General features: G+C 61.5%; 16 protein-coding genes and 1 tRNA gene. 6 read left to right on the top strand and 11 right to left on the bottom strand.

Translation table 11 applies throughout. From position 1 onward, the window contains the following. Positions 1-92 precede the first annotated feature (92 nt). Positions 93-1,247, top strand: coding sequence for a hypothetical protein (locus QQK16_RS17510; protein ID WP_284197773.1), 1,155 nt, complete (start codon positions 93-95; stop codon positions 1,245-1,247). A 109-nt stretch (positions 1,248-1,356) separates the two neighbouring features. Beyond that, entirely contained in the window at positions 1,357-2,124 is a 768-nt protein-coding gene (locus QQK16_RS17505; protein WP_284197772.1) for an SDR family NAD(P)-dependent oxidoreductase, read from the top strand. Positions 2,125-2,822: 698 nt separating this feature from the next. Here the strand turns inward: QQK16_RS17505 and QQK16_RS17500 are convergent. From QQK16_RS17500 to QQK16_RS17470, 7 genes are all read right to left on the bottom strand, one after another. Then, a tRNA-Leu gene (locus tag QQK16_RS17500) sits at positions 2,823-2,907 on the bottom strand. Between the two features lie 359 nt (positions 2,908-3,266). Then, positions 3,267-4,055: a substrate-binding periplasmic protein gene (locus tag QQK16_RS17495; RefSeq protein ID WP_284197771.1), complete on the bottom strand. Its 789-nt coding sequence runs from the start codon at positions 4,053-4,055 to the stop codon at positions 3,267-3,269. A 108-nt stretch (positions 4,056-4,163) separates the two neighbouring features. Further along, positions 4,164-5,576, bottom strand: a complete 1,413-nt coding sequence (gene thrC / locus QQK16_RS17490) for a threonine synthase (RefSeq protein ID WP_284197770.1) — start codon at positions 5,574-5,576, stop codon at positions 4,164-4,166. A 226-nt stretch (positions 5,577-5,802) separates the two neighbouring features. Further along, complete coding sequence (locus tag QQK16_RS17485) at positions 5,803-6,345, bottom strand: MOSC domain-containing protein (protein WP_284197769.1); 543 nt, start codon at positions 6,343-6,345, stop codon at positions 5,803-5,805. Between the two features lie 12 nt (positions 6,346-6,357). Then, positions 6,358-7,683 (bottom strand): homoserine dehydrogenase, encoded by a 1,326-nt coding sequence (locus QQK16_RS17480; protein WP_284197768.1) that lies wholly within the window; start codon positions 7,681-7,683, stop codon positions 6,358-6,360. 10 nt (positions 7,684-7,693) lie between these two features. Further along, positions 7,694-8,140: a GNAT family N-acetyltransferase gene (locus tag QQK16_RS17475; protein WP_284197767.1), complete on the bottom strand. Its 447-nt coding sequence runs from the start codon at positions 8,138-8,140 to the stop codon at positions 7,694-7,696. Beyond that, entirely contained in the window at positions 8,122-9,369 is a 1,248-nt protein-coding gene (locus tag QQK16_RS17470) for a pyridoxal phosphate-dependent aminotransferase (protein WP_284197766.1), read from the bottom strand. The genes QQK16_RS17475 and QQK16_RS17470 overlap by 19 nt, the downstream gene beginning before the upstream one ends. Positions 9,370-9,506: 137 nt before the next feature. Here QQK16_RS17470 and QQK16_RS17465 point away from each other — a divergent pair, with 137 nt between their 5' ends. From QQK16_RS17465 to nadC, 3 genes are all read left to right on the top strand, one after another. After that, the gene (locus tag QQK16_RS17465; protein WP_284197765.1) at positions 9,507-9,875 is read left to right on the top strand and encodes an Mth938-like domain-containing protein; all 369 of its coding nucleotides are present in this window, start codon (positions 9,507-9,509) and stop codon (positions 9,873-9,875) included. A gap of 346 nt (positions 9,876-10,221) precedes the next feature. Continuing rightward, the gene (pstS, locus tag QQK16_RS17460; RefSeq protein WP_284197764.1) at positions 10,222-11,256 is read left to right on the top strand and encodes a phosphate ABC transporter substrate-binding protein PstS; all 1,035 of its coding nucleotides are present in this window, start codon (positions 10,222-10,224) and stop codon (positions 11,254-11,256) included. Between the two features lie 292 nt (positions 11,257-11,548). After that, complete coding sequence (gene nadC / locus QQK16_RS17455) at positions 11,549-12,400, top strand: carboxylating nicotinate-nucleotide diphosphorylase (protein ID WP_284197763.1); 852 nt, start codon at positions 11,549-11,551, stop codon at positions 12,398-12,400. A 77-nt stretch (positions 12,401-12,477) separates the two neighbouring features. On the opposite strand, the gene QQK16_RS17450 is transcribed toward nadC, so the two are convergent. Beyond that, a complete protein-coding gene (locus QQK16_RS17450) occupies positions 12,478-13,263 on the bottom strand; it encodes a substrate-binding periplasmic protein (RefSeq protein ID WP_284197762.1) in 786 nt (261 codons plus the stop codon). A gap of 227 nt (positions 13,264-13,490) precedes the next feature. On the opposite strand from QQK16_RS17450, the gene QQK16_RS17445 reads away from it, so the two are divergent. Beyond that, positions 13,491-14,726 (top strand): MFS transporter, encoded by a 1,236-nt coding sequence (locus QQK16_RS17445; RefSeq protein ID WP_284197761.1) that lies wholly within the window; start codon positions 13,491-13,493, stop codon positions 14,724-14,726. Between the two features lie 101 nt (positions 14,727-14,827). Here QQK16_RS17445 and QQK16_RS17440 read toward each other — a convergent pair whose 3' ends face one another. The 3 genes from QQK16_RS17440 to QQK16_RS17430 form a co-directional block, all read right to left on the bottom strand. Next, a complete protein-coding gene (locus QQK16_RS17440; RefSeq protein ID WP_284197760.1) occupies positions 14,828-15,289 on the bottom strand; it encodes a DUF1456 family protein in 462 nt (153 codons plus the stop codon). Next, positions 15,286-16,119 (bottom strand): substrate-binding periplasmic protein, encoded by an 834-nt coding sequence (locus tag QQK16_RS17435; protein WP_284197759.1) that lies wholly within the window; start codon positions 16,117-16,119, stop codon positions 15,286-15,288. Before QQK16_RS17435 ends, QQK16_RS17440 begins: the two co-directional genes overlap by 4 nt. A gap of 121 nt (positions 16,120-16,240) precedes the next feature. Then, positions 16,241-18,445, bottom strand: a complete 2,205-nt coding sequence (locus QQK16_RS17430; protein WP_284197758.1) for a RelA/SpoT family protein — start codon at positions 18,443-18,445, stop codon at positions 16,241-16,243. Between the last annotated feature and the right edge of the window lie 58 nt (positions 18,446-18,503).

Genomic DNA, 18,503 nt, shown 5'->3' with positions numbered 1-18,503 from the left:
ACCGACCATCGGCATTTATCGATATTTATCTTGTATTGATAATTTATCTTGATAGAATAATTCCAGATAAACGCCGATGGATGGAGTAAACCGTGTCTGTCTCTGCTGCGTCTGCAAGATATACCTTCAGACGACCCTGCCTGGCCGTGGGCTTTTGTGAAGCCTTATCAGGCGAAGGGCTGCTCGATGCCCGTTCAGGCTTGTTCCTGGCGGCACAGCGCCGTGTGGGCAAATCCACCTTCCTGCGGGAGGATCTTATCCCCACCGCCGAGGCGCGTGGCTGGGCCACTGTCTACGTGGATTTGTGGTCGGATAGGGCCAGCGATCCTGCCGAACTGATTGCCGATGCCATCAAGCAGAAGATCGCCGAGTTCCATGGTCTGGTCAGTAAAGCGGCCAAGGCCATAGGCCTATCCAAGATCACGATTGCCGGCTCTCTCTCGCTGGACCTGACCGTCCCTGGCCTGCCCGCCGGAGTGACCCTGCATCAGGCCTTGGAGCTGCTGCATGGCATCGCCAAACGCCCCGTCATGCTGGTGGTGGATGAAGCCCAGCATGCCCTGACGACCCCCAGCGGCCTGCAAGCCATGTATGCACTCAAGGCCGCCCGAGATGCCATGAACCGCTCTGGCGATGCCCCAGATCTGATGCTGGTGTTCACCGGTTCCAGTCGCGACAAGCTGGCCCATCTGGTGATGAGCGCCAAGATGCCGTTCTATGGCTCCCGTGTGACGCCGTTCCCCTTGCTGGGGCGTGAGTTCACCGACGAGTACACCACCAGTGTCAACCGTGCACTGGCGGCCGATAACCAGCTCGACCCGGTCGCTGTGTTCGAGGCTTTCGAGATGGTGGGCAATCGCCCCGAACTACTGCGCAGCCTGGTGGCCGATATTGCCCTGGCGCAGGAGTCGCCCAATCTCAGTATGCGGCTGAGGGCTGATGCCTACTTGGTGCAAGACCGGGTGTGGCAGGAGGTCAAGAGCGACTTCGAATCGCTGACACCGCTGCAGCAGGCCGTGGTGCGCGTCATGGCCAGCAAGGAAGGGCAGTTCTCCCCCTTTGGCGAAGCCTCAATGAGTGCGTACAAGGCCCTGCTGCCCGACACCGTGCCGCTGAGCACCGCCACCGTCCAGAACGCCATCGATGCCTTGCGCGAGCGCGATATCATCTGGAAGGAGTCACGCGGCGCGTACGAGATAGAAGACCAGGCCTGGGTAGCGTGGCTGCGTTTGAGCGGTCGGGCCTGACGGGCCTGCGCGCCGGGCCACCTCAAGCGAACAGTACTAGACCGCTGACACGGCCACCATCGGCCTGTGGCGGGGCAGGGCCCCCTTTCATCTTTCGGCAGGTAACCCCATGCATAGTCTACAAGGCAGCGTAGCGCTGATTACCGGTGGCACCACAGGCATAGGTTTGGCAACGGCACAGGCCTTCATCGCCAGGGGCGCCAGAGTGGTCGTGGCAGCACGCAGTCGGGAGCAGGGCGAGGCCGCAGTGTCGATGTTGCGCACGCAGGGCGAGGCCGCTTATCAGCCCTGCGATGTTACCGACCCACTCTCCGTCGCTGCGCTCGTGGCCTTTACCCTGGACCGTTTTGGCAAGCTGGACTGTGCAGTCAATAGCGCCGCCTGCGACGTACAAGCCATGGCCACCCACGAAATGGCATTCGACGAGGCCTGCCGCAGTACCTCGACCGATGTGCTGGGTGTCTTCAACTGCATGAAATACCAGATCGAGGCCATGCTCCGTCAGGGCGGTGGCACCATCGTCAATGTCTCTTCCATCAACGGCTTGTCCGGCGCACCCACTGCAGCCATGTATAGCGCAGGCAAGCACGCCGTCATCGGCCTTACCCGCTCCACGGCCAAGGAATACATCTCGCGCGGCATACGCATCAACGCCGTCTGCCCAGGGGCCACCGAAACGCCACGCCGCACACGCCGTACCGCGCACCTCGACGCCACCGCGCTGCTAGCACACCGAGAGCAACTGGCCCAAGCCATCCCCATAGGCAGGCTGGCCCAGGCCGAGGAAATCGCCAACGCCATCCTGTGGCTAAGCTCGCCGGAATCGTCTTATGTCGTGGGCCACAGCCTGGTGGTGGATGGCGGCCTGCAGGCTTAGCGCCGCTTGTAGCGTCCCGCTGGCGTTGTTGTGAGGGCTTGTGTCACCCACGGTAAGCCGCGGTGCTTGCCTAGCCCGAAACGCTGGGTTGTTGCTTACCGTGCCTCTAGCACGTGCGCCTGGGGCCTGCTTGTAAAGGACAATGCGGAGCGCCTTGAGGTGCATGCGCAAGGTTTTAGCGCCGCCTTCCCCGGGACCACGTACTCTTGCGAAATAGTGCGCACCTAGTTCCAACCATCAGCGTCCGCACGATAACCGCCGACGCGGGGCATGGTTTCGTCCGACTTACAGAGTTGCCGGCAACCGAAAACCAATATAGTCCAATGGATTCAGAAGGAAGCAGTGAATACAAGTACCGATAGACACTCACGGGCCGCAGAGAAGGATACGGTGGGTAACATCCCAGGGCGAGCTATACCAGCTTGCCGTCGAAACGCCAGCGGTACAGGCAGCGCTTGCCGCCTGTGGCATCGAGACACGCAAGCTGGCCGAACACTAACGCGGGACGGCTAGATCAGTCAGCGGGATGTGATGTCGCTAGATTGTGTACTTTTGGCCTGCTTGTAGGTACACAGAAAGGTACACAAAAACTTGGATCTGGACACACCTTCATGGACGCACAAGGACAACAAAAAACCCGCATCGCTAGCAACGATACGGGTTTTCTGGAATTCCTTGGAACTACTTGGACTGTATTCTGGTGCCCGGAGCCGGAATCGAACCGGCACGGCTTGCGCCGAGGGATTTTAAGTCCCTTGTGTCTACCAGTTTCACCATCCGGGCGGTGAGGCAAGCTGCTGGTGGGTGTGGAGGCGGGTCAAGAATCGAACCGACGTAGCGGGATTGCCGGTCTGCATCGTCGTTAACGATATCAACGACTTGCGAAAATCCTCACTGCGCGCTCCAAGCTTCCTACCTTTTCAGCAGCGTACCCCTGAAACTTTGTGCGGGCCGCAGTATATCAGGCCAGCTGTATTTTCGGGAGGTCGCTTAGGTAAGTGAGACACGATCAGTGAGCGCGCATTTAACCCGTAGTAAGGGCGTTCGGCGCCCTGTCGCCTGGCTGGCGCAACACGCTCCGAACCGGCACATGCGGTATCACCTGTACTTTGGCCTTGTGTTCCCATCCCTCACACTAACCATCAGGGTAAGTAGCGCTTCCGCAGCTTAGCCAGTTCGCCATTTTCCGCCATGGCATCGATGCCGGCGTTGAGCAGGGTCAGTAAAGCGCGGCTGCGGGGGGTGGCGCGGGATAGCATCATATGGAAGCTGGTGGCGGTGACGCCGGGTACGGGCGCGCTGGTCAGGCGGGTGTCGTGCAGCAGCCGCTTCATCTTGGCGTCGGTCAGGCTAAAGCCCACCATGACTTCGCGCTTCTCGATAAACAGGTCGCAATGCCCGGCATGCAGCTTGGCAATCAGCTGCGGGAACTGCGAGGTGCCCCGGTCCACGTCCTTGGGCCCAAGGCCATAGGTTTCGTAGTTGTAGCCGTGCAGGCCGCAAACGCGATACTTCTTCAGGTCGGGTAGCTGTTGTACAGCCAGGCCTTTGGGGTAGCGCTGGCGGCTGTAGAAATAGACGCTGGTGGTCTGGTAGTAGGCGTGGCTGAGCATGTAATCCCGTTCCCGTTCGGGATTGAGGGAGGCGCCCAGGGCCAACTCGTACATACCGCGTTTCAGCAGCGCCTGGCAACGCTCCCAGGGCAGCATGTCGATTTTGAAATCCAGCCCGGCATCGTCGGCAATCCGCTTGAGTACATCGACAGAGTAGCCTTTCAGGATGGGGGTGCCATCGGCCGTGCTGCCATCCTGCCAGATATAGGGCGGCCAACCGCCGCCGTCATCGCAGATGCGCAGGGTCTCGGTACCGGCGGGGCTGGCAGCCAGCGCGGCAGGGGCAAGCAGGGCAAGGATCAGAGGCAGCAATCGCATGGGCTAGGTGCAGCACGGGGACTGCCTCAAGCATAGTGCTTGTCATGCCGGCCTGCTGGTAAGCAAGGAGATAACCGCCGGATGGCGGCTACCTCTTGCATGGGCGTATCAGGCCAAGGTGCTGATCAGGTACTGCTTGATGGCATCCGCGTCGTTGGGCATCACGCTGCTGCGCTGGGGGCGGCTTTCCAGATCGGCCAGCTCGGCGGGGCGCGGGGGCTGTTCGCCCAGGGCTTCGAGGATGGTGGCCTCGAACTTGGCGGGCAGGGCGGTTTCCAGAGTGACCATGGGCACGCCAGGACGGCGGCTTTCCAGTGCGACCTTGACGCCATCTGCCGTATGCGGGTCGAGTACCACGTTCCAGCGCGATTTGGCGCTGCGTATGGTGGCGATACGGTCGGCATGGGTGCTCTTGCCAGAGCTGAAGCCGAACTCGCCCACCATGCGGGCAAACGAGGGCGTTTTGCCAAAGTCGAAGCCGCCGGTGCTGTCCACTTCGCGCCAAAGGCCGGCCAGCGCGGCACTGTCGCGGTCTATCAAGTCAAATACAAAGCGTTCCAGATTGGAGGCCTTGGAGATGTCCATCGAGGGGCTGGAGGTGGCATGGGTGGCGGCGGACCCCCGCACGGTGTAGCGGCCGGTCTTGAAGAACTCGTCCAGCACATCGTTCTCGTTGGTGGCGACCACCAGCTTGCCTATGGGCAGGCCCATCTGGCGGGCGATATGGCCGGCGCAGATATTGCCGAAGTTGCCGGAGGGCACTACGAAGTCCACTGGATCGCCTATCTTGCTGGCTACCTTGAGGTAGGCGCGGAAGTAATACACCACTTGGGCAACGATACGGCCCCAGTTGATGGAGTTGACGGCGCTGATCTTGTAGCTGGCCTTGAAACTGGCGTCGTTGTTGATGGCCTTGACGATATCCTGGCAGTCGTCAAAGGTGCCTTCCACGGCCAGGTTGTGGATGTTGGCATCCTGCAGGCTGAACATCTGTGCCCGCTGAAAGGGGCTCATGCGGCCATGAGGGCTGAGCATGAAGACATTGACCCCCTGCTTGCCGCGCATGGCGTATTCGGCAGCGGAACCGGTATCGCCCGAAGTTGCGCCGACGATATTGACCGATTCGCCACGGCGGGCCAGGACGTACTCGAACAACTGGCCCAGCAACTGCATGGCAATGTCCTTGAAGGCCAGCGTGGGGCCGTTGGACAGGTGCAGCAGGTGCAGGCCGGGTTCCAGCTCGGTCAGCGGGGTGATCTCATCGCTGCCGAAGGCATCGCGGGTATAGGCCGCTTCCACCAGGCGCCGTACATCGGCAGCCGGGATATCGGTGGCAAAGCGCGATACGATCTCATAGGCCAGTTGCGGGTAGCTCAGGCTACGCCAGGCTTGCAGCGTGGCATTGTCTACCTGGGGGTACACTTCGGGGACGACCAGGCCACCATCGGGTGCCAGGCCGCCGAGCAGGATGTCGCTGAAGGCTTGCGGGGCCATGCCGCCGCGGGTGCTGATGTATTGCATGTCGGTTTCCTGTGAGTGCCTGTGCTGCCAGTGGTTTGCTGGGTGTTTCATCACTTCGGCGTCGTGGGCCGGCTTGTCGCAATAGGCCTGGGTAGCGCTTCTGGCTGGACCTGGCTGTTCGCGTCCTTGTCATGCATCACACCTGCTAGGCAGGGCTTTGTTGCGTTTTGGTGCGGTTGCCGGGGCGCGGGTCACACCCCATGAAACTATGGTTGGCGGCTGTTTCCTAGACACGCTCCAGCTTATGGTAGGGCAGGGGCGGCAAGGTCAGCCGGATGGTATCGCCAGGCCGTACCACGCCGCCAGCCCGGACTATCCCCATGATGCCCGCCTTGCGCACCAGGTTGCCGGCTTCATCCCGGCCCAGCACGGCGGCCAGCAGGCCAGGCTGGAAGGCCTCAATCTGGGTGCAGGGATTGCGCAGGCCGGTGATTTCCACTTCGGCTTGCTCACCCAGATGCAGCACGGTGCCGCGTGGCAGGTGTATCAAATCCAGCCCACGGGTGGTCAGGTTCTCGCCCAGTGCGCCCGGCGCCACGGCAAACCCTTGCTGCTGCAGTTCGTCGAGCAGCTCTGCCGCCAGCAGATGTACCTGCCGCAGATTGGGTTGATCGGGATTCTGCCGTACCCGCGAGCGGTGCTTTACGGTGGTGCCCATATGGGCATCGCCCTCCACGCCCAACCCAGCCAGCAGGGTGATCTGCGCCGTGCATGGTTTGCTGAAGCCATGCTCCGGATGACGGCAGACGGCCAGCACCTCGCCTTGCATGTGCGGGCCCGCTTACTTGTCCAGGTTTTCCAGCCGCAGCTTGGTGACGCTGCCGGCTATGGTGGCCAGGCCTTCGATACGGGCGATGGCTTCGTCCACCCGGCGTTCCAGCGCAATATGGGTGAGGATGATGATGTCCACCACCTTCACGCCTTCGGCCGGTTCCTTCTGCATCATGGCATCGATGGAGATATCGGCGTCGGCCAGGATGCGGGTGACATCGGCCATCACGCCGGCCTTGTCGTGCGCCTTGAGCCGCAGGTAATAGCTGGTTTCCACGGCATCGATGGGCAGGATGGGCAGGTCGACCAACCGGTCTGGCTGGAAAGCCAGGTGTGGCACACGGTGTTCCGGGTCGGCTGTCAGCAGGCGGGTCACGTCGACCAGATCAGCCACCACGGCCGACGCTGTTGGTTCGGAGCCGGCGCCACGGCCGCAGTAGAGGGTCTGGCCCACGGCATCGCCCTGTACCACCACGGCGTTCATGACACCGTCCACATTGGCGATGATGCGCTTGGCCGGGATCAGGGTGGGGTGTACCCGCAGCTCCACACCATTGGCCTTGCGCCGGGTAATGCCCAGCAGCTTGATGCGGTAGCCCAGCTGTTCGGCGTAGGCAATGTCTTCCTGGGTCAGTCTGGAGATACCCTCCAGATAGGCCTTGTCGAACTGCATGGGTATGCCGAAAGCCAGGGCCGACAGTATGGTCAGCTTGTGGGCGGCATCGTGGCCTTCGATATCGAAGGTCGGGTCGGCTTCGGCATAGCCCAGCTGTTGTGCTTCGGCCAGCACATCGGCAAAGGCGGCACCCTTGTCGCGCATCTCGGTCAGGATAAAGTTGGAAGTGCCATTGATGATGCCGGCTATCCATTCGATACGGTTGGCGGTGAGGCCCTCACGCAGCGCCTTGATGATGGGGATACCACCGGCTACCGCCGCCTCAAAGGCCACGGTGACGCCGCGCGCCTGGGCTGCGGCGAAGATCTCGTTGCCATGCAGCGCCAGCAGCGCCTTGTTGGCGGTGACCACATGCTTGCCGTTGGCGATGGCACGCAGTACCAGCTCCTTGGCCAGGGTGGTGCCGCCTATCAGTTCGCAGATGATGCTGATTTCCGGGTCGTCGACCACGGCGTGGAAATCGTTGCCGAAGGCCAGCCCCTCGACCACGGCAGCCGGCGCAACGGCACGGGCCTTTACAATATTGCGGACAGCGACACGTTTCACTTCGATGGCGCGGCCGGCGCGACGGCCGATTTCCTCGGCATTGCGGGCCAGTACCTTGGCGACGCCGGAGCCGACCGTGCCGAAGCCCAACAGGCCTACTTGGATGGGTTTCATACGGGTTTGCCTAGTCGTTTGAGAGAGGTTTGCAGAAATTGAAACAGGCTATGCCCAGGCCTTCGCGGAAATAAAAGCGATGGGCCCGTTCACGTTGCGTACCTGAGTCGAGTATGAAATTGCTGGCGCCACGGCGGCGGGCATCTTGCTGCAGCCAGTCCAGCAGCAGCTTGCCGGCCCCGCGAGAGCGCTGGGCCTCGGTGGTGACCAGATCATCCACATAGAATTTGGTGCCGGAAAAGGTATCGCGGTAGCAGCGGTAGACGGCGACGCCCAGCACGGCCTCGCCTTCTATGGCCACGACCATTTCACCACCATCGGCAAAGATGCCGGCCATTTGTGCGGCGTAGTCTGCCGCCAGTTGCGGTCGCAGTTCGCGGTGTACTGCTTCCGCCCGGGCCAGCCAGGCGGGTTCGATCAGATTGCGGTTGTCGTCGGTCAGGCGGAGGGCGCGCATGCATGGCTTTCGTGACGTTTTCGGTAGGCCGCCAGAAAGCGCTCGATGCGATCAAGGGCTTCTTCCAGCTCGTCCATATGGGGCAGGAACACCACCCGCAGGTGGTCGGGCGAGTGCCAGTTGAAACCGGTGCCCTGAACTAGTAGCACTTTTTCTTCTTCCAGCAATTCGGTGATGAAGGCCTGGTCATCCGCAATCGGGTAGACCTTGGGATCCAGCCGGGGGAACAGGTACAGCGCCCCCTTGGGTTTGACACAGCTGACACCTGGGATGGCGGTCAGCCGCTCCCAGGCCAGATCGCGCTGGCGAGCCAGCCTGCCGGTCGGCGCCACTAGCTCGTTGATGCTCTGGTAGCCGCCCAGCGCGGTCTGGATGGCGTGCTGGGCGGGCACGTTGGCGCACAGGCGCATGGAGGCCACGATATTGAGGCCGTCGATGTAGTCCTGGGCATGACGCTTGTCGCCGCTCAGTATCATCCAGCCGGCGCGATAGCCGCAGGCACGATAGTTCTTGGACAGGCCGCCGTAGGTGACGCAGAACACATCGTCAGCCAGCGAGGCGATGCTGGTATGGGTGTGGCCATCGTACAGGGTCTTGTCGTAGATCTCATCGGCGTAGACGATCAGGTCATGCTCGCGGGCTATCTGCAATATGCCCTGCAATATCTCGTCGGGATATAGCGCGCCGGTGGGATTGTTGGGGTTGATCACCACGATGGCGCGCGTGGTGTCGGTGATCTTGGCGCGGATATCGTCCAGATCGGGCAGCCAGTCATTGGCTTCGTCGCAGAGATAATGCCGGGCCGTACCGCCAGACAAGGACACGGCGGCAGTCCACAGCGGGTAGTCAGGTGCGGGCACCAGCACCTCGTCGCCATTGTTGAGCAGCGCGTTCATGCTCAGCAGGATCAGCTCCGATACGCCGTTGCCGATATAGATGTCCTCGACACTGACGCCCTTGATGCCTTTTTGCTGGGCATAGTGCATGACAGCCTTGCGGGCAGGGAAGATACCCTTGGAGTCAGCATAGCCACCGGCCTGGGGCAGGTTGTGGATTACGTCACGGACGATCTCGTCGGGGGGCTCGAAACCGAAAACCGCCAGATTGCCGATATTGAGCTTGATGATGCGCTGGCCATCGTCCTCCATCTGCTTGGCGCGCGCCAAGGCGGGGCCGCGGATTTCGTAACAGACGTTGTCGAGTTTCTGGGACTTTTTGACGGCGCGCATCGTGTTCTTGGCTGCAGGCGTTATGGGGAGCGTTCGATAGTAGCAAAGTTTGTTGCCCTGCAATATTCGCTTTGCACCTAGCACTTATTCCACGACCGCAGGGGTAGAATACGGCCTGGATAGACTGATAGCCCGCCATGAAACTGCACGCCGACAAACCTACCCATCTCAATGTCTTTACTGGCTATGGTGCCGACTTTGTCAGCGTCAACGAGCAGCGGCGCAGCGGCAGCCTGGTGGTAAGCCCCACCAGCGTGGATCCCTGGCGGCCTGCCAGCTTTGCCGAATTGACTGAGGCTGATTTTGAAGCCTTGCTGGCATTTCAGCCCGAGGTGGTGCTGCTGGGTACTGGCAGCCGATTGCAGTTTCCGCATCCTCGCCTTAGCCGTGCGCTGATGCAGGCGCAGGTCGGTGTGGATGCCATGGATATCTCGGCCATGTGCCGCACCTTCAATATCCTGGTGGCGGAAGACCGTCGGGTGATTGCCGCCGTACTCTTCGAGTAAGGGCTTTTTACGGACTCCAACGGGCTGCGCACCCGGCTTTGTGTTGAACAATCCGACAAGCGGTGGGTTGCGCTGGATCGTGGGTTTGCCTGTTTATTCTCAACTAAAGCCATGATTAATAATGGATTGATGCTGCGTCCGGTGCGGGCTTTTGCATTTGCGTTGTCCCGATTATCTCGGCGACAGCATCTATCGTACTAAAGAACCGCTGACAAAACCCTGCTGGCTTAGGGGGAAATTGACGTGTGCAATCAGCAGTACCCAAACAGTACGGCAAGTTTGCGCAACAACGCCCAGCCAATGTTGTGAGCGGATTCGAGCGTTATTGAAAAGGAGCGCTGCTGTGATGCCTACCCCTATATTCAAGATACTTCTGCTGGCCTTGATAGGTCTGAGCGCCCAGGCGGCCAATCTGTCGGGTGCAGGTTCCACATTTGCCGAGCCGCTCTACCGCAAATGGGCAGAGCAATTCCAGAAACAGGCCGGCGCCGGCTCGGTCGTCAACTACGAGGCTGTCGGCTCGGGTGAGGGGATCAAGCGCATCGCTAGCAAGCAGGTTGATTTTGGCGCCTCGGACGAGCCGCTGAAGCGGGCGGAGCTAGACGAGAAAGGCCTGCGGCAGTTTCCTGTCGCCATGGGCGCGGTGGTGCCGGTGGTCAATCTGCCCGGCGTGCCGGCCGGCTCGCTCAAGCTCAACGCCGACGTGTTGGCCAAGATCTATACCGGTCGGATCAAGCGCTGGAACGATCCTGAGATACTGTCGATGAACGAGGGTGTACCAGCCAAGGCGCTGGATCTGGCCATCAAGCCGGTTTACCGGGCTGATAGCTCGGGCTCTTCTTTTGCATTCAGCTATTACCTGAACGCCCGCTCGCCGGACTGGAAGAAAAACCAGGGCGTGAGCAAGGAGTTGAAAGGGGTATCTGGCACTGCTGCCAAGGGTAGCGGTGCGGTGGTGGAGGCAGTGAAGGCCACGCCAGGCGCAATCGCTTATGCCGAGTATGGGCGGGCGCTACGCGACAAGCTCAATATGGCCCAGTTACCCAACCGCGTTGGCGTCCACATGAAGGCCAGCCCGGAGTCCATACTGGCAGCAGCCCAGTTCGATGCCGAGAAGTTGCTCTATAGCGCCGACCCGGATTTCTACCTTGTGCTGGCAGACAACGACACCTATGCCGGCTGGCCTATGACCACACTGACCTTCACCCTGGTACCCAAGTCAGGGCCGGGGGCGCAAAAGGTGCTGGAGTTCATCTACTGGGGCTACAAGCATGGTGACAGCGCCAGCCGCGAGCTGGGCTATGTACCCCTGAGCGACAGCATGAAGATAGGGGTGCGCAAGGCCTGGAGCAGGCAGTACGGCTATAAGGCCGGGCTCTGAGTCGGTGAGCGGGCTCGGTACGGGTGCAGGCATGTCAGTTCGTCGTTACAGGGTGCAATTGGTCTGCCCCCATGCCGGTTTATCGCATGGTAGCTGTAGACACAGGAAGCGCCGACTAGTATCTGCCCTGCAACGTTGATCTCCCCTGAAATGCGTTGATTGTGGTCGGTCTTGCCACGCGCGATCCGCATCGGCACCGAAAGACTAGCCTGCCGCCGGCCAGCAATGGCCGGCGTTTTTCTTGCTGGGGTTACAATGGCGGCTTGTTGCCTAACCAAGACTTGCTGCTGCCATGACTTTGACGCCTCCCCCAGCCCATCTGATTGCCCAACAAGTTGCCGCCGCGCTGGCAGAGGATATCGGCTGTGCCGACTGGACTGCCATGCTGATAGCCGCCGAGCGGCCGGGTAGGGCAACCGTACGGGTCAGGCAGGCGGCGGTGGTGTGTGGCCAGGCCTGGTTCGAAGAGTGCTTTCGGCAGGTGGATGCCGGCGTATCTATACGCTGGCTGGTGGCCGAGGGCGCCCAGGTGGGGGCTGATACGGTGCTGTGCGAGATTACCGGCCCGGCCCGGGCCTTGCTGACGGCGGAGCGTAGCGCACTCAATTTCCTTCAGACACTCTCTGCCGTAGCAACCGAGACCCAGCGTTATGTGGCCGCCATCGCCGGTACCCGCGCCCGCATACACGATACCCGCAAGACCTTGCCTGGCCTGCGGCTGGCGCAAAAATACGCAGTCAGGGTGGGTGGGGGCGAGAACCAGCGCATCGGCTTGTACGATGGCATCCTGATCAAGGAAAACCATATCGCCGCCGCCGGCAGTATTGCAGCGGTATTGCGCGAGGCCTTCAAGCTGGCGCCAGCGGGGGTGGGCATACAGATCGAGGTCGAGAACCTGGCCGAGCTGGATCAGGCCCTGGCCGCCGGTGCGCAATCGGTATTGCTGGACAATATGAGCCACGCCGACATGGCCGAGGCGGTACGCCGCAGTTCGGGCAAGGCCGTGTTGGAGGCCAGCGGCGGCGTGGATATGTCGACCGTGCGGGCCATCGCCGAAACCGGTGTGGACCGGATATCAATTGGCAAGCTGACCAAGGATGTCAGCGCCATCGACCTGTCCATGCGCTTTGCTTTTGCCGATTGAGCCTCACATAGAAATTGTTCACGATTTTTTCGCCCCGGCGCCGTGGTGAAAACATTGTGAGCAGGCGCTTAGGGGCATCAAGGTTTGTCGGGGTAGTTGCCCTCGGCATCAGCGCCATACTTCCGCCACAGCGGCTTGAGCACGCCGGCTCGCTGCATCTTGTCCAATAGCTGATTCAGCTCGTCCACAGTAGGGCGCGCGCCCCGGCGAACAATGATGCTGTGGCTGTAGGGCTGGTCCTTCTTCCTGGAGATCAGCAGCCGGTCTTTGTCCTGCGGATTGCGTATCAGATAGCCGGCCAGAAAGGCCTCGGTCACTACGGCAACATCACCGCGCTCCATCAGCAACAGGCGCAGGGTGGCCTCGTTGTCATCGGTGAACGACATCTGGAAGCGCTCCCGCAGGAAGGCAGGGTCGTTGTTGAAGCCGGCAAAACCATAGTGATAGCCCCGCATGCCTATCATGCGCTTGTCGCTCAGGTCGGCGAAGTAGCTTTCGTCACGGCCGTGCCTGGCCAAGGCCACATAGACTTCGCCACCCCGCAGGAACACCTTGGTGGCGTCCACGGCGCGGTCTTTCCAGCCCCAGGCCAGGTTATCGTAGAAGGAAAGGTCGTACAGGCCCTGGTCGAAATCGTGGAAGCGGCGTAGTGGCCCGCTGACCACCGGGACGAAGCGGTAGTCCCGCTGGAAGTTGTTCATCAGCTCCAGTAATTCCACCCGTAAGGTCGAGCCATTGGCATTTTGCTGCAGGACGATGTAGGGCGGGAACAGCACGACACCCACCTTGACGATGCGGCCCGCCTGGGCCTGGCCAGCCAGCATTAGCCAGGCCAACAAGGCCATGCCGAATATTCGCTGCATGCTTATACCCCCCTGGTCCCGCTTTGTTCTTGGTCACATCATAGCTGCTGGCGTCGCACTCTGCGCCTACGGCTTCTGCAATATCGGTTACCGTTTTGGCAGGGCCGCGTGGCGGCGGTTGCGCCGTTGCCTGCCTACAGGCTGTGCTGCTCGCCTGGATGGGAACTGTGCCTGTGCAGGCACAGGCACCCCAGGCATCATGGCGCCTTACATCCTCAGGGTAGGCCATGGCGACGACGACACTGCGACACCGCTTTCCCCTCGTGGCACGTTTGTTCAGCCTGCCATCGATGGCCTGGATACTGGCCGCCACCGCATTCATCAATCGCATGGGCGCCATGGCCAAGCTGTTCATGGCCATCTACCTGCGCGAATCCCTGCATCTGCCTCTTCCCACTATAGGTTTGCTACTGGCCGGTTATGGCGCTGGTACGCTGGTCGGTGCCTACGGCCTTGGCGTACTGAGCGATCATGTCTCGCCCAGGCGCTTGGCTGTAGCCTGTCTGTGTGCTTCTGGGCTGGGCTTGCTGCTGCTGGCGCAGACCAGTTCGGTGGCTTTGCTGGCGGCCTTTCTGTTCGTGGGCGGTGTGGCCGATGCCGGCTACAGGCCGGTGGTACAGCGGCTTATCATGGAGGCATGCGAGCCTGCAGAGCGTCCCCGTGCGCAATCGCTGCTCCGTGTTGCCATTAATCTGGGCTTTGCCGTAGGGGGCTTCTTTGGCGGCATGCTGGCGGGATGGGACTACCGCTATGTCTTCTGGGCTGATGCTGCCACTAGTTTCGCTGCTGCAGCCTGGCTGGCCTATGCCTTGGCGCGGATAGCACCGCCGGTGGATGCGGCCGCTACCGCAAAAAGCACCCCTTCGCTGGATACCCCCGGCGCTTCACCCTATCGCGACCGGGTGTTTCTCTGCTTGCTGCTGGCGGCGCTGCCGCTGGGCATGATGTACGACCAGGTCAATGGTCTGTATGGCGCCTATCTAAGGGAGCACCATGGTCTCAGCCCCGCCTGGGTGGGTTGGCAGCATGGTATCAATGGCTTGCTGGTGGCGCTTTGCCAGCTGCCCCTTACGGCCTGGAGCCAACGCTATGGCGTGCGTGGGCCGGTGATCTGGGGCTGTGCGCTGATGGTGGCGGGCCTGGGCATGTTGCCCTGGGTCAGTGGCCTGGCTGGCGTGCTGGCCTCTACGGTGATCTGGACGGTGGGCGAGATGCTGTGGATGCCCACGCTGGGTGTCATCATCATGCACCGGGCCGAGGGGCGGCGGAGTGGGCACTATTTCGGCATGCAGTCTGCCATGTGGAGTACCAGCACCTTGCTGGCACCGCTGGTGGGTAGCCGGCTGTATGCCGCCTGGGGTGGCGACGCGCTTTGGTATGCCGTGCTGCTGGCCGGCATACCTGCAACGGCGGTGCTGGCCTGGGCGGTGGGGAGGATAGAGCAGGAAGCTCTGGTGGTTTAGCGCCGCTCCCTTGTGCGTTGTTAGCTGCGCAGGGGAGCAGGCCGGACCTGGGCATGGAAGCAAGATGGCGATGTTTGCCAAGTCGCGGCTAGCCCCTTGTTTCAACCACGCAGGCGCAGCGTCAGGCCTTTGAGGAAGTTACGCAGGAATTGGTCGCCGCAACGGCGGTAGTTCTTGTGGTCCGGGTTGCGGAACAGGGCGCTCATCTCGGGTTTGGAAACCTTGAAGCCAGCCTTGTCCATGATCTCCATCAGGTCATCTTCCTTGAGTTCGAAGGCGACGCGCAGCTTTTTGAGCACCACATTGTTGTAGAGCGGCAGGGTGACCGGGGGCAAGGGGCGGTTCTCATCGCGGCCACGCTTGAAGACGATAAGGCCATCCAGAAAGTGGGCGAGTACCTCGTCGGGGCAATCCAGGTAGCCTTCTTCCTCGTCCTTTTTCAGGTAAGCAATCACGTCGGCCTTGGCAAGCTCAAAACCGGTCAGCTTGGCAATGTCAGCAATCTTGCCGTCGGTGATGTTCAGGCTGTAGCGCAGGCTGCGTAGTACGTCGTTATGGATCATGGTTTCTTCTCTGGCATGGGCGAACCCGTGCGGGGTGGTAGGGTGGTCTGGTACTTGCGGTACAGGGCGGTTTCGCTTTGCTCCCGTATCAGTGCCAGTTTTTGCCATATGCGCTCGGCCGGCTCAGGGTGGCTGGCCACGAAGGCACGGCTGAACAGCAGGAAGTAATCGCGGGAGGTCAGTGGTGGGCCGACTTTCTCCACATCAGTAATGCCTTCAGTCTGCAGATAGCTGTCGGCCGAGGGTTCCAGCGCCGCCATGGCGGCTACCCGGCCCAGCCGCAGCTTGGCGAAGTTGCCGGGATGATCCGGTGCACCGTCGTCTACTGCAAACCCCATATCGCGCAGGGTGCTGACGATGACCCAGCCCTTGTTGGCACCAATAGGGCCATCCAACTGCTCGAACTGCCGGCCATCCCAGTTCACCGTGCTGCCCACGCGGCGGTAGATGCGATAGCGTATATGGGTGGCGCGAAGACTGGCATTGGGTTTATCACCGAGCATGGGGTAGGCAAAGCGCTTGGCCCGTTCTTCGTTGTACGAAAAGATAAAGGCGCCATCAATTTTCCCGGTTTCCAGCAGATGCAGCATGCGTAGCTGCGGTAGGCGCTGCAAGTTCAGTTTCAGCCCGGCATCACTGACGGCGCGCTGAACCATCTCTACCGCGATACCGGGTGGGTCGGCGACTTCCGGGCCACGCCCCAGCTGGAACGGGGCGGAATCCACGTCGACATAAGCCAGTTGCAGGGTCATGGGCGCGTCTGCCGCGCTTGCCCTGGCGCTGGACAGCATCATCAGCAGTATCAGCCTGCAAATCATGCGTAGGGTCATGGCTCTGTCCTCTCTCACCTGGCTGCACCGTGCAACCGGGGCCGCAAGCGCCCTGCTGTATTTAATGTTAGACCGGCTGGACGAGCGCGCTGCCCCGACTTGACCGTGGGCTAGCAGGCTCTTAGCGCCGGACCACGGCAATCACGCCAGCGACCTGCTTGACGTGCTCCATCACCTTGCGTAAGCCCTGGGCGTCCCGTATCTCCAGGGTGAAGCGCATGCGGGCGATCTGGTTGCGACTGAGCGTTTGCGCAGCGGTCACGTTGATCTTGTCGCGCGAAAACAGGTCGGAGATATCGCGCAGCAGGCTGGGGCGGTCGTGGGCTTCGACTTCCACGTCTGCGGCGAATACCTGGCCGTGCTGGGCACCACGCAGTTTCTCGCCCCAGTCAGCTGTGATCAGGCGCTCGGGCGCATTGGCCGACAGGCGCTTGAGGGTGGCGCAATCACTACGGTGTATGCTGATACCGCGGCCCTTGGTGACAAAGCCGACCACCGCATCCGGCGGCACAGGCTTGCAGCAGCGGGCCAGCATGGTCATCAGTTTGTCCACGCCCTCTATCAATATGCCTTCGCCATGGGTGTCGGCGCGGGCCCGCTTGATGATGTCGCCGGCCTCTACCGGTACCTCCACCGGGGCGGGCGCCAGGGCAATGGCCAGATCCCGCGAGGTGACTTCGTTCTGGCCGACCGCAGCAAGTAGTTCGTTCAGCTGTTTGTAGCCCAGCTTGTCGGCCAGTTCTTCCAGGTTGGGGTGGCTGCCGGCGCGGGTCAACTCCCGTTCCAGTATGCCGCGCCCGGTTTCTATGGCGATATCGAGGTTCTGCTGGCGCAACCAGTGCCGTACCTTGGTGATGGCGCGGTGGCTCTTGAGATAGCCCTGGTGCAGCCAGTCTATGCTGGGGCCGCCTTCCTTGGCTGCCAGTATCTCCACGCGCTGGCCCGTCTGCAGTGGGGTGTCCAGCGGCACGATATGGCCATCCACCTTGGCGCCCCGGCAGCGGTGGCCCAGGTCGGTATGCAGATGGTAGGCAAAATCCACCGGGGTGCTGCCCCGTGGCATGGCAATCACCCGGCCTGCCGGGGTGAGCGCGTAGACCGAGTCATCGAACTGCTCTGCCTGGAAGGCTTCGGCCACGGTGCTCTGCTGGCTCATGTCGTCGCGCCAGTCGAGCAGTTGCCTCAGCCAGGCGATCTTTTCTTCGTAACGGGCGTCGCCCGAGCCGCCTTCCTTGTAGCGCCAGTGGGCCGCGACGCCATACTCTGCATGCTCGTGCATGTCGAAGGTACGTATCTGTACCTCCAGCGCCTTGTCCTGCGGCCCCACCACCACCGTATGCAGGCTGCGGTAGAAATTGCCCTTGGGGTGGCTGATATAGTCGTCGAACTCGCCGGGTATGGGCTGCCAGATATGGTGCACCACGCCCAGGGCGCTATAACAGTCCGAAATATCGTTGACCAGCACGCGTATGGCGCGGATGTCGTACATCTCGCTGAAATCCAGCCGCTTCTGCTTCATCTTCTTGTAGATGCTGAAGATATGCTTGGGGCGGCCCATCAGGTCGGCCTTGATACCCTGCTTCAGCAGCTCCTCGCGCAGGCTGGCGATGGATTCGGCGATAAAGGTCTCGCGGTCTACCCGTTTTTCGTCCAGCAGGCTGGCGATCCGCTTGTAGACCGTAGGCTCCAGAAAGCGGAAGCCCAGGTCTTCCAGTTCCCATTTGATCTGCCACACGCCGAGCCGGTTGGCCAGCGGCGCGAAAATGTCCAGGGTCTCGCGGGCGATGGGTACCCGTACGCTTTCGTCACACTTGGCCAGGTAGTGCATGGTCTGGGTACGCCAGGCCAGCTTGACCAGCACGACGCGTATGTCTTCCACCATCGCCAGCAGCATTTTGCGCACAGTTTCTATCTGCTGCTGGGCATCGTCCTTGCGGCCTGCTTCAACCCGGCTCAGGGCGGCCATTTTGCGGACCTTGCTGATACCGTCCACCAACTTGGCCACGGTGGGACTGAAGCGCGCTTCTATTTGCTCCTGCGCGTCGGGCAGGTGATCGGGCGCGCAGAACAGCAGGGTGGCAATGACCGTGTCGGCCGAGAGCCGCAGGTCGGCCACGATACTGGCGGCGGCGACCGCGTGGGGAAATACGGGCGCATTGATGGGGGCGTAATACTGGCCAGCATAAAGCGCTTGCGCCCATTCCATGGCGATGCCGATCTGCTGCAGTTCGTCGGCGGCAAAGCGGTCGCCCAGGCGCGCCAGCCAGCCTTGTGGGTCGGCGGCATCGGCAACAGAGACAGCGAGGGGGCGGGTGGGAGCAACCATGGGCAGGATTATGCCATGCGTTCTGGCCTTGCCCGCCCTTTGGCGGGCGCACCTTGCA

The organism is Chitinimonas prasina (assembly GCF_030160395.1).
In the GTDB taxonomy this organism is placed as follows: Bacteria; Pseudomonadota; Gammaproteobacteria; order Burkholderiales; family Chitinimonadaceae; genus Chitinimonas; species Chitinimonas prasina.
This window is presented reverse-complemented; position numbering and strand designations above follow the sequence as displayed.

Coding starts and splice junctions, on each gene's coding strand:
- QQK16_RS17505 (WP_284197772.1), top strand. CDS start 1,357: ATGCATAGTCTACAAGGCAGCGTAGCGCTGATTACCGGTGGCACCACA.
- QQK16_RS17495 (WP_284197771.1), bottom strand. CDS start 4,055: ATGCGATTGCTGCCTCTGATCCTTGCCCTGCTTGCCCCTGCCGCGCTG.
- thrC (WP_284197770.1), bottom strand. CDS start 5,576: ATGCAATACATCAGCACCCGCGGCGGCATGGCCCCGCAAGCCTTCAGC.
- QQK16_RS17485 (WP_284197769.1), bottom strand. CDS start 6,345: ATGCAAGGCGAGGTGCTGGCCGTCTGCCGTCATCCGGAGCATGGCTTC.
- QQK16_RS17480 (WP_284197768.1), bottom strand. CDS start 7,683: ATGAAACCCATCCAAGTAGGCCTGTTGGGCTTCGGCACGGTCGGCTCC.
- QQK16_RS17475 (WP_284197767.1), bottom strand. CDS start 8,140: ATGCGCGCCCTCCGCCTGACCGACGACAACCGCAATCTGATCGAACCC.
- QQK16_RS17470 (WP_284197766.1), bottom strand. CDS start 9,369: ATGCGCGCCGTCAAAAAGTCCCAGAAACTCGACAACGTCTGTTACGAA.
- QQK16_RS17465 (WP_284197765.1), top strand. CDS start 9,507: ATGAAACTGCACGCCGACAAACCTACCCATCTCAATGTCTTTACTGGC.
- pstS (WP_284197764.1), top strand. CDS start 10,222: ATGCCTACCCCTATATTCAAGATACTTCTGCTGGCCTTGATAGGTCTG.
- nadC (WP_284197763.1), top strand. CDS start 11,549: ATGACTTTGACGCCTCCCCCAGCCCATCTGATTGCCCAACAAGTTGCC.
- QQK16_RS17450 (WP_284197762.1), bottom strand. CDS start 13,263: ATGCAGCGAATATTCGGCATGGCCTTGTTGGCCTGGCTAATGCTGGCT.
- QQK16_RS17445 (WP_284197761.1), top strand. CDS start 13,491: ATGGCGACGACGACACTGCGACACCGCTTTCCCCTCGTGGCACGTTTG.
- QQK16_RS17440 (WP_284197760.1), bottom strand. CDS start 15,289: ATGATCCATAACGACGTACTACGCAGCCTGCGCTACAGCCTGAACATC.
- QQK16_RS17435 (WP_284197759.1), bottom strand. CDS start 16,119: ATGACCCTACGCATGATTTGCAGGCTGATACTGCTGATGATGCTGTCC.
- QQK16_RS17430 (WP_284197758.1), bottom strand. CDS start 18,445: ATGGTTGCTCCCACCCGCCCCCTCGCTGTCTCTGTTGCCGATGCCGCC.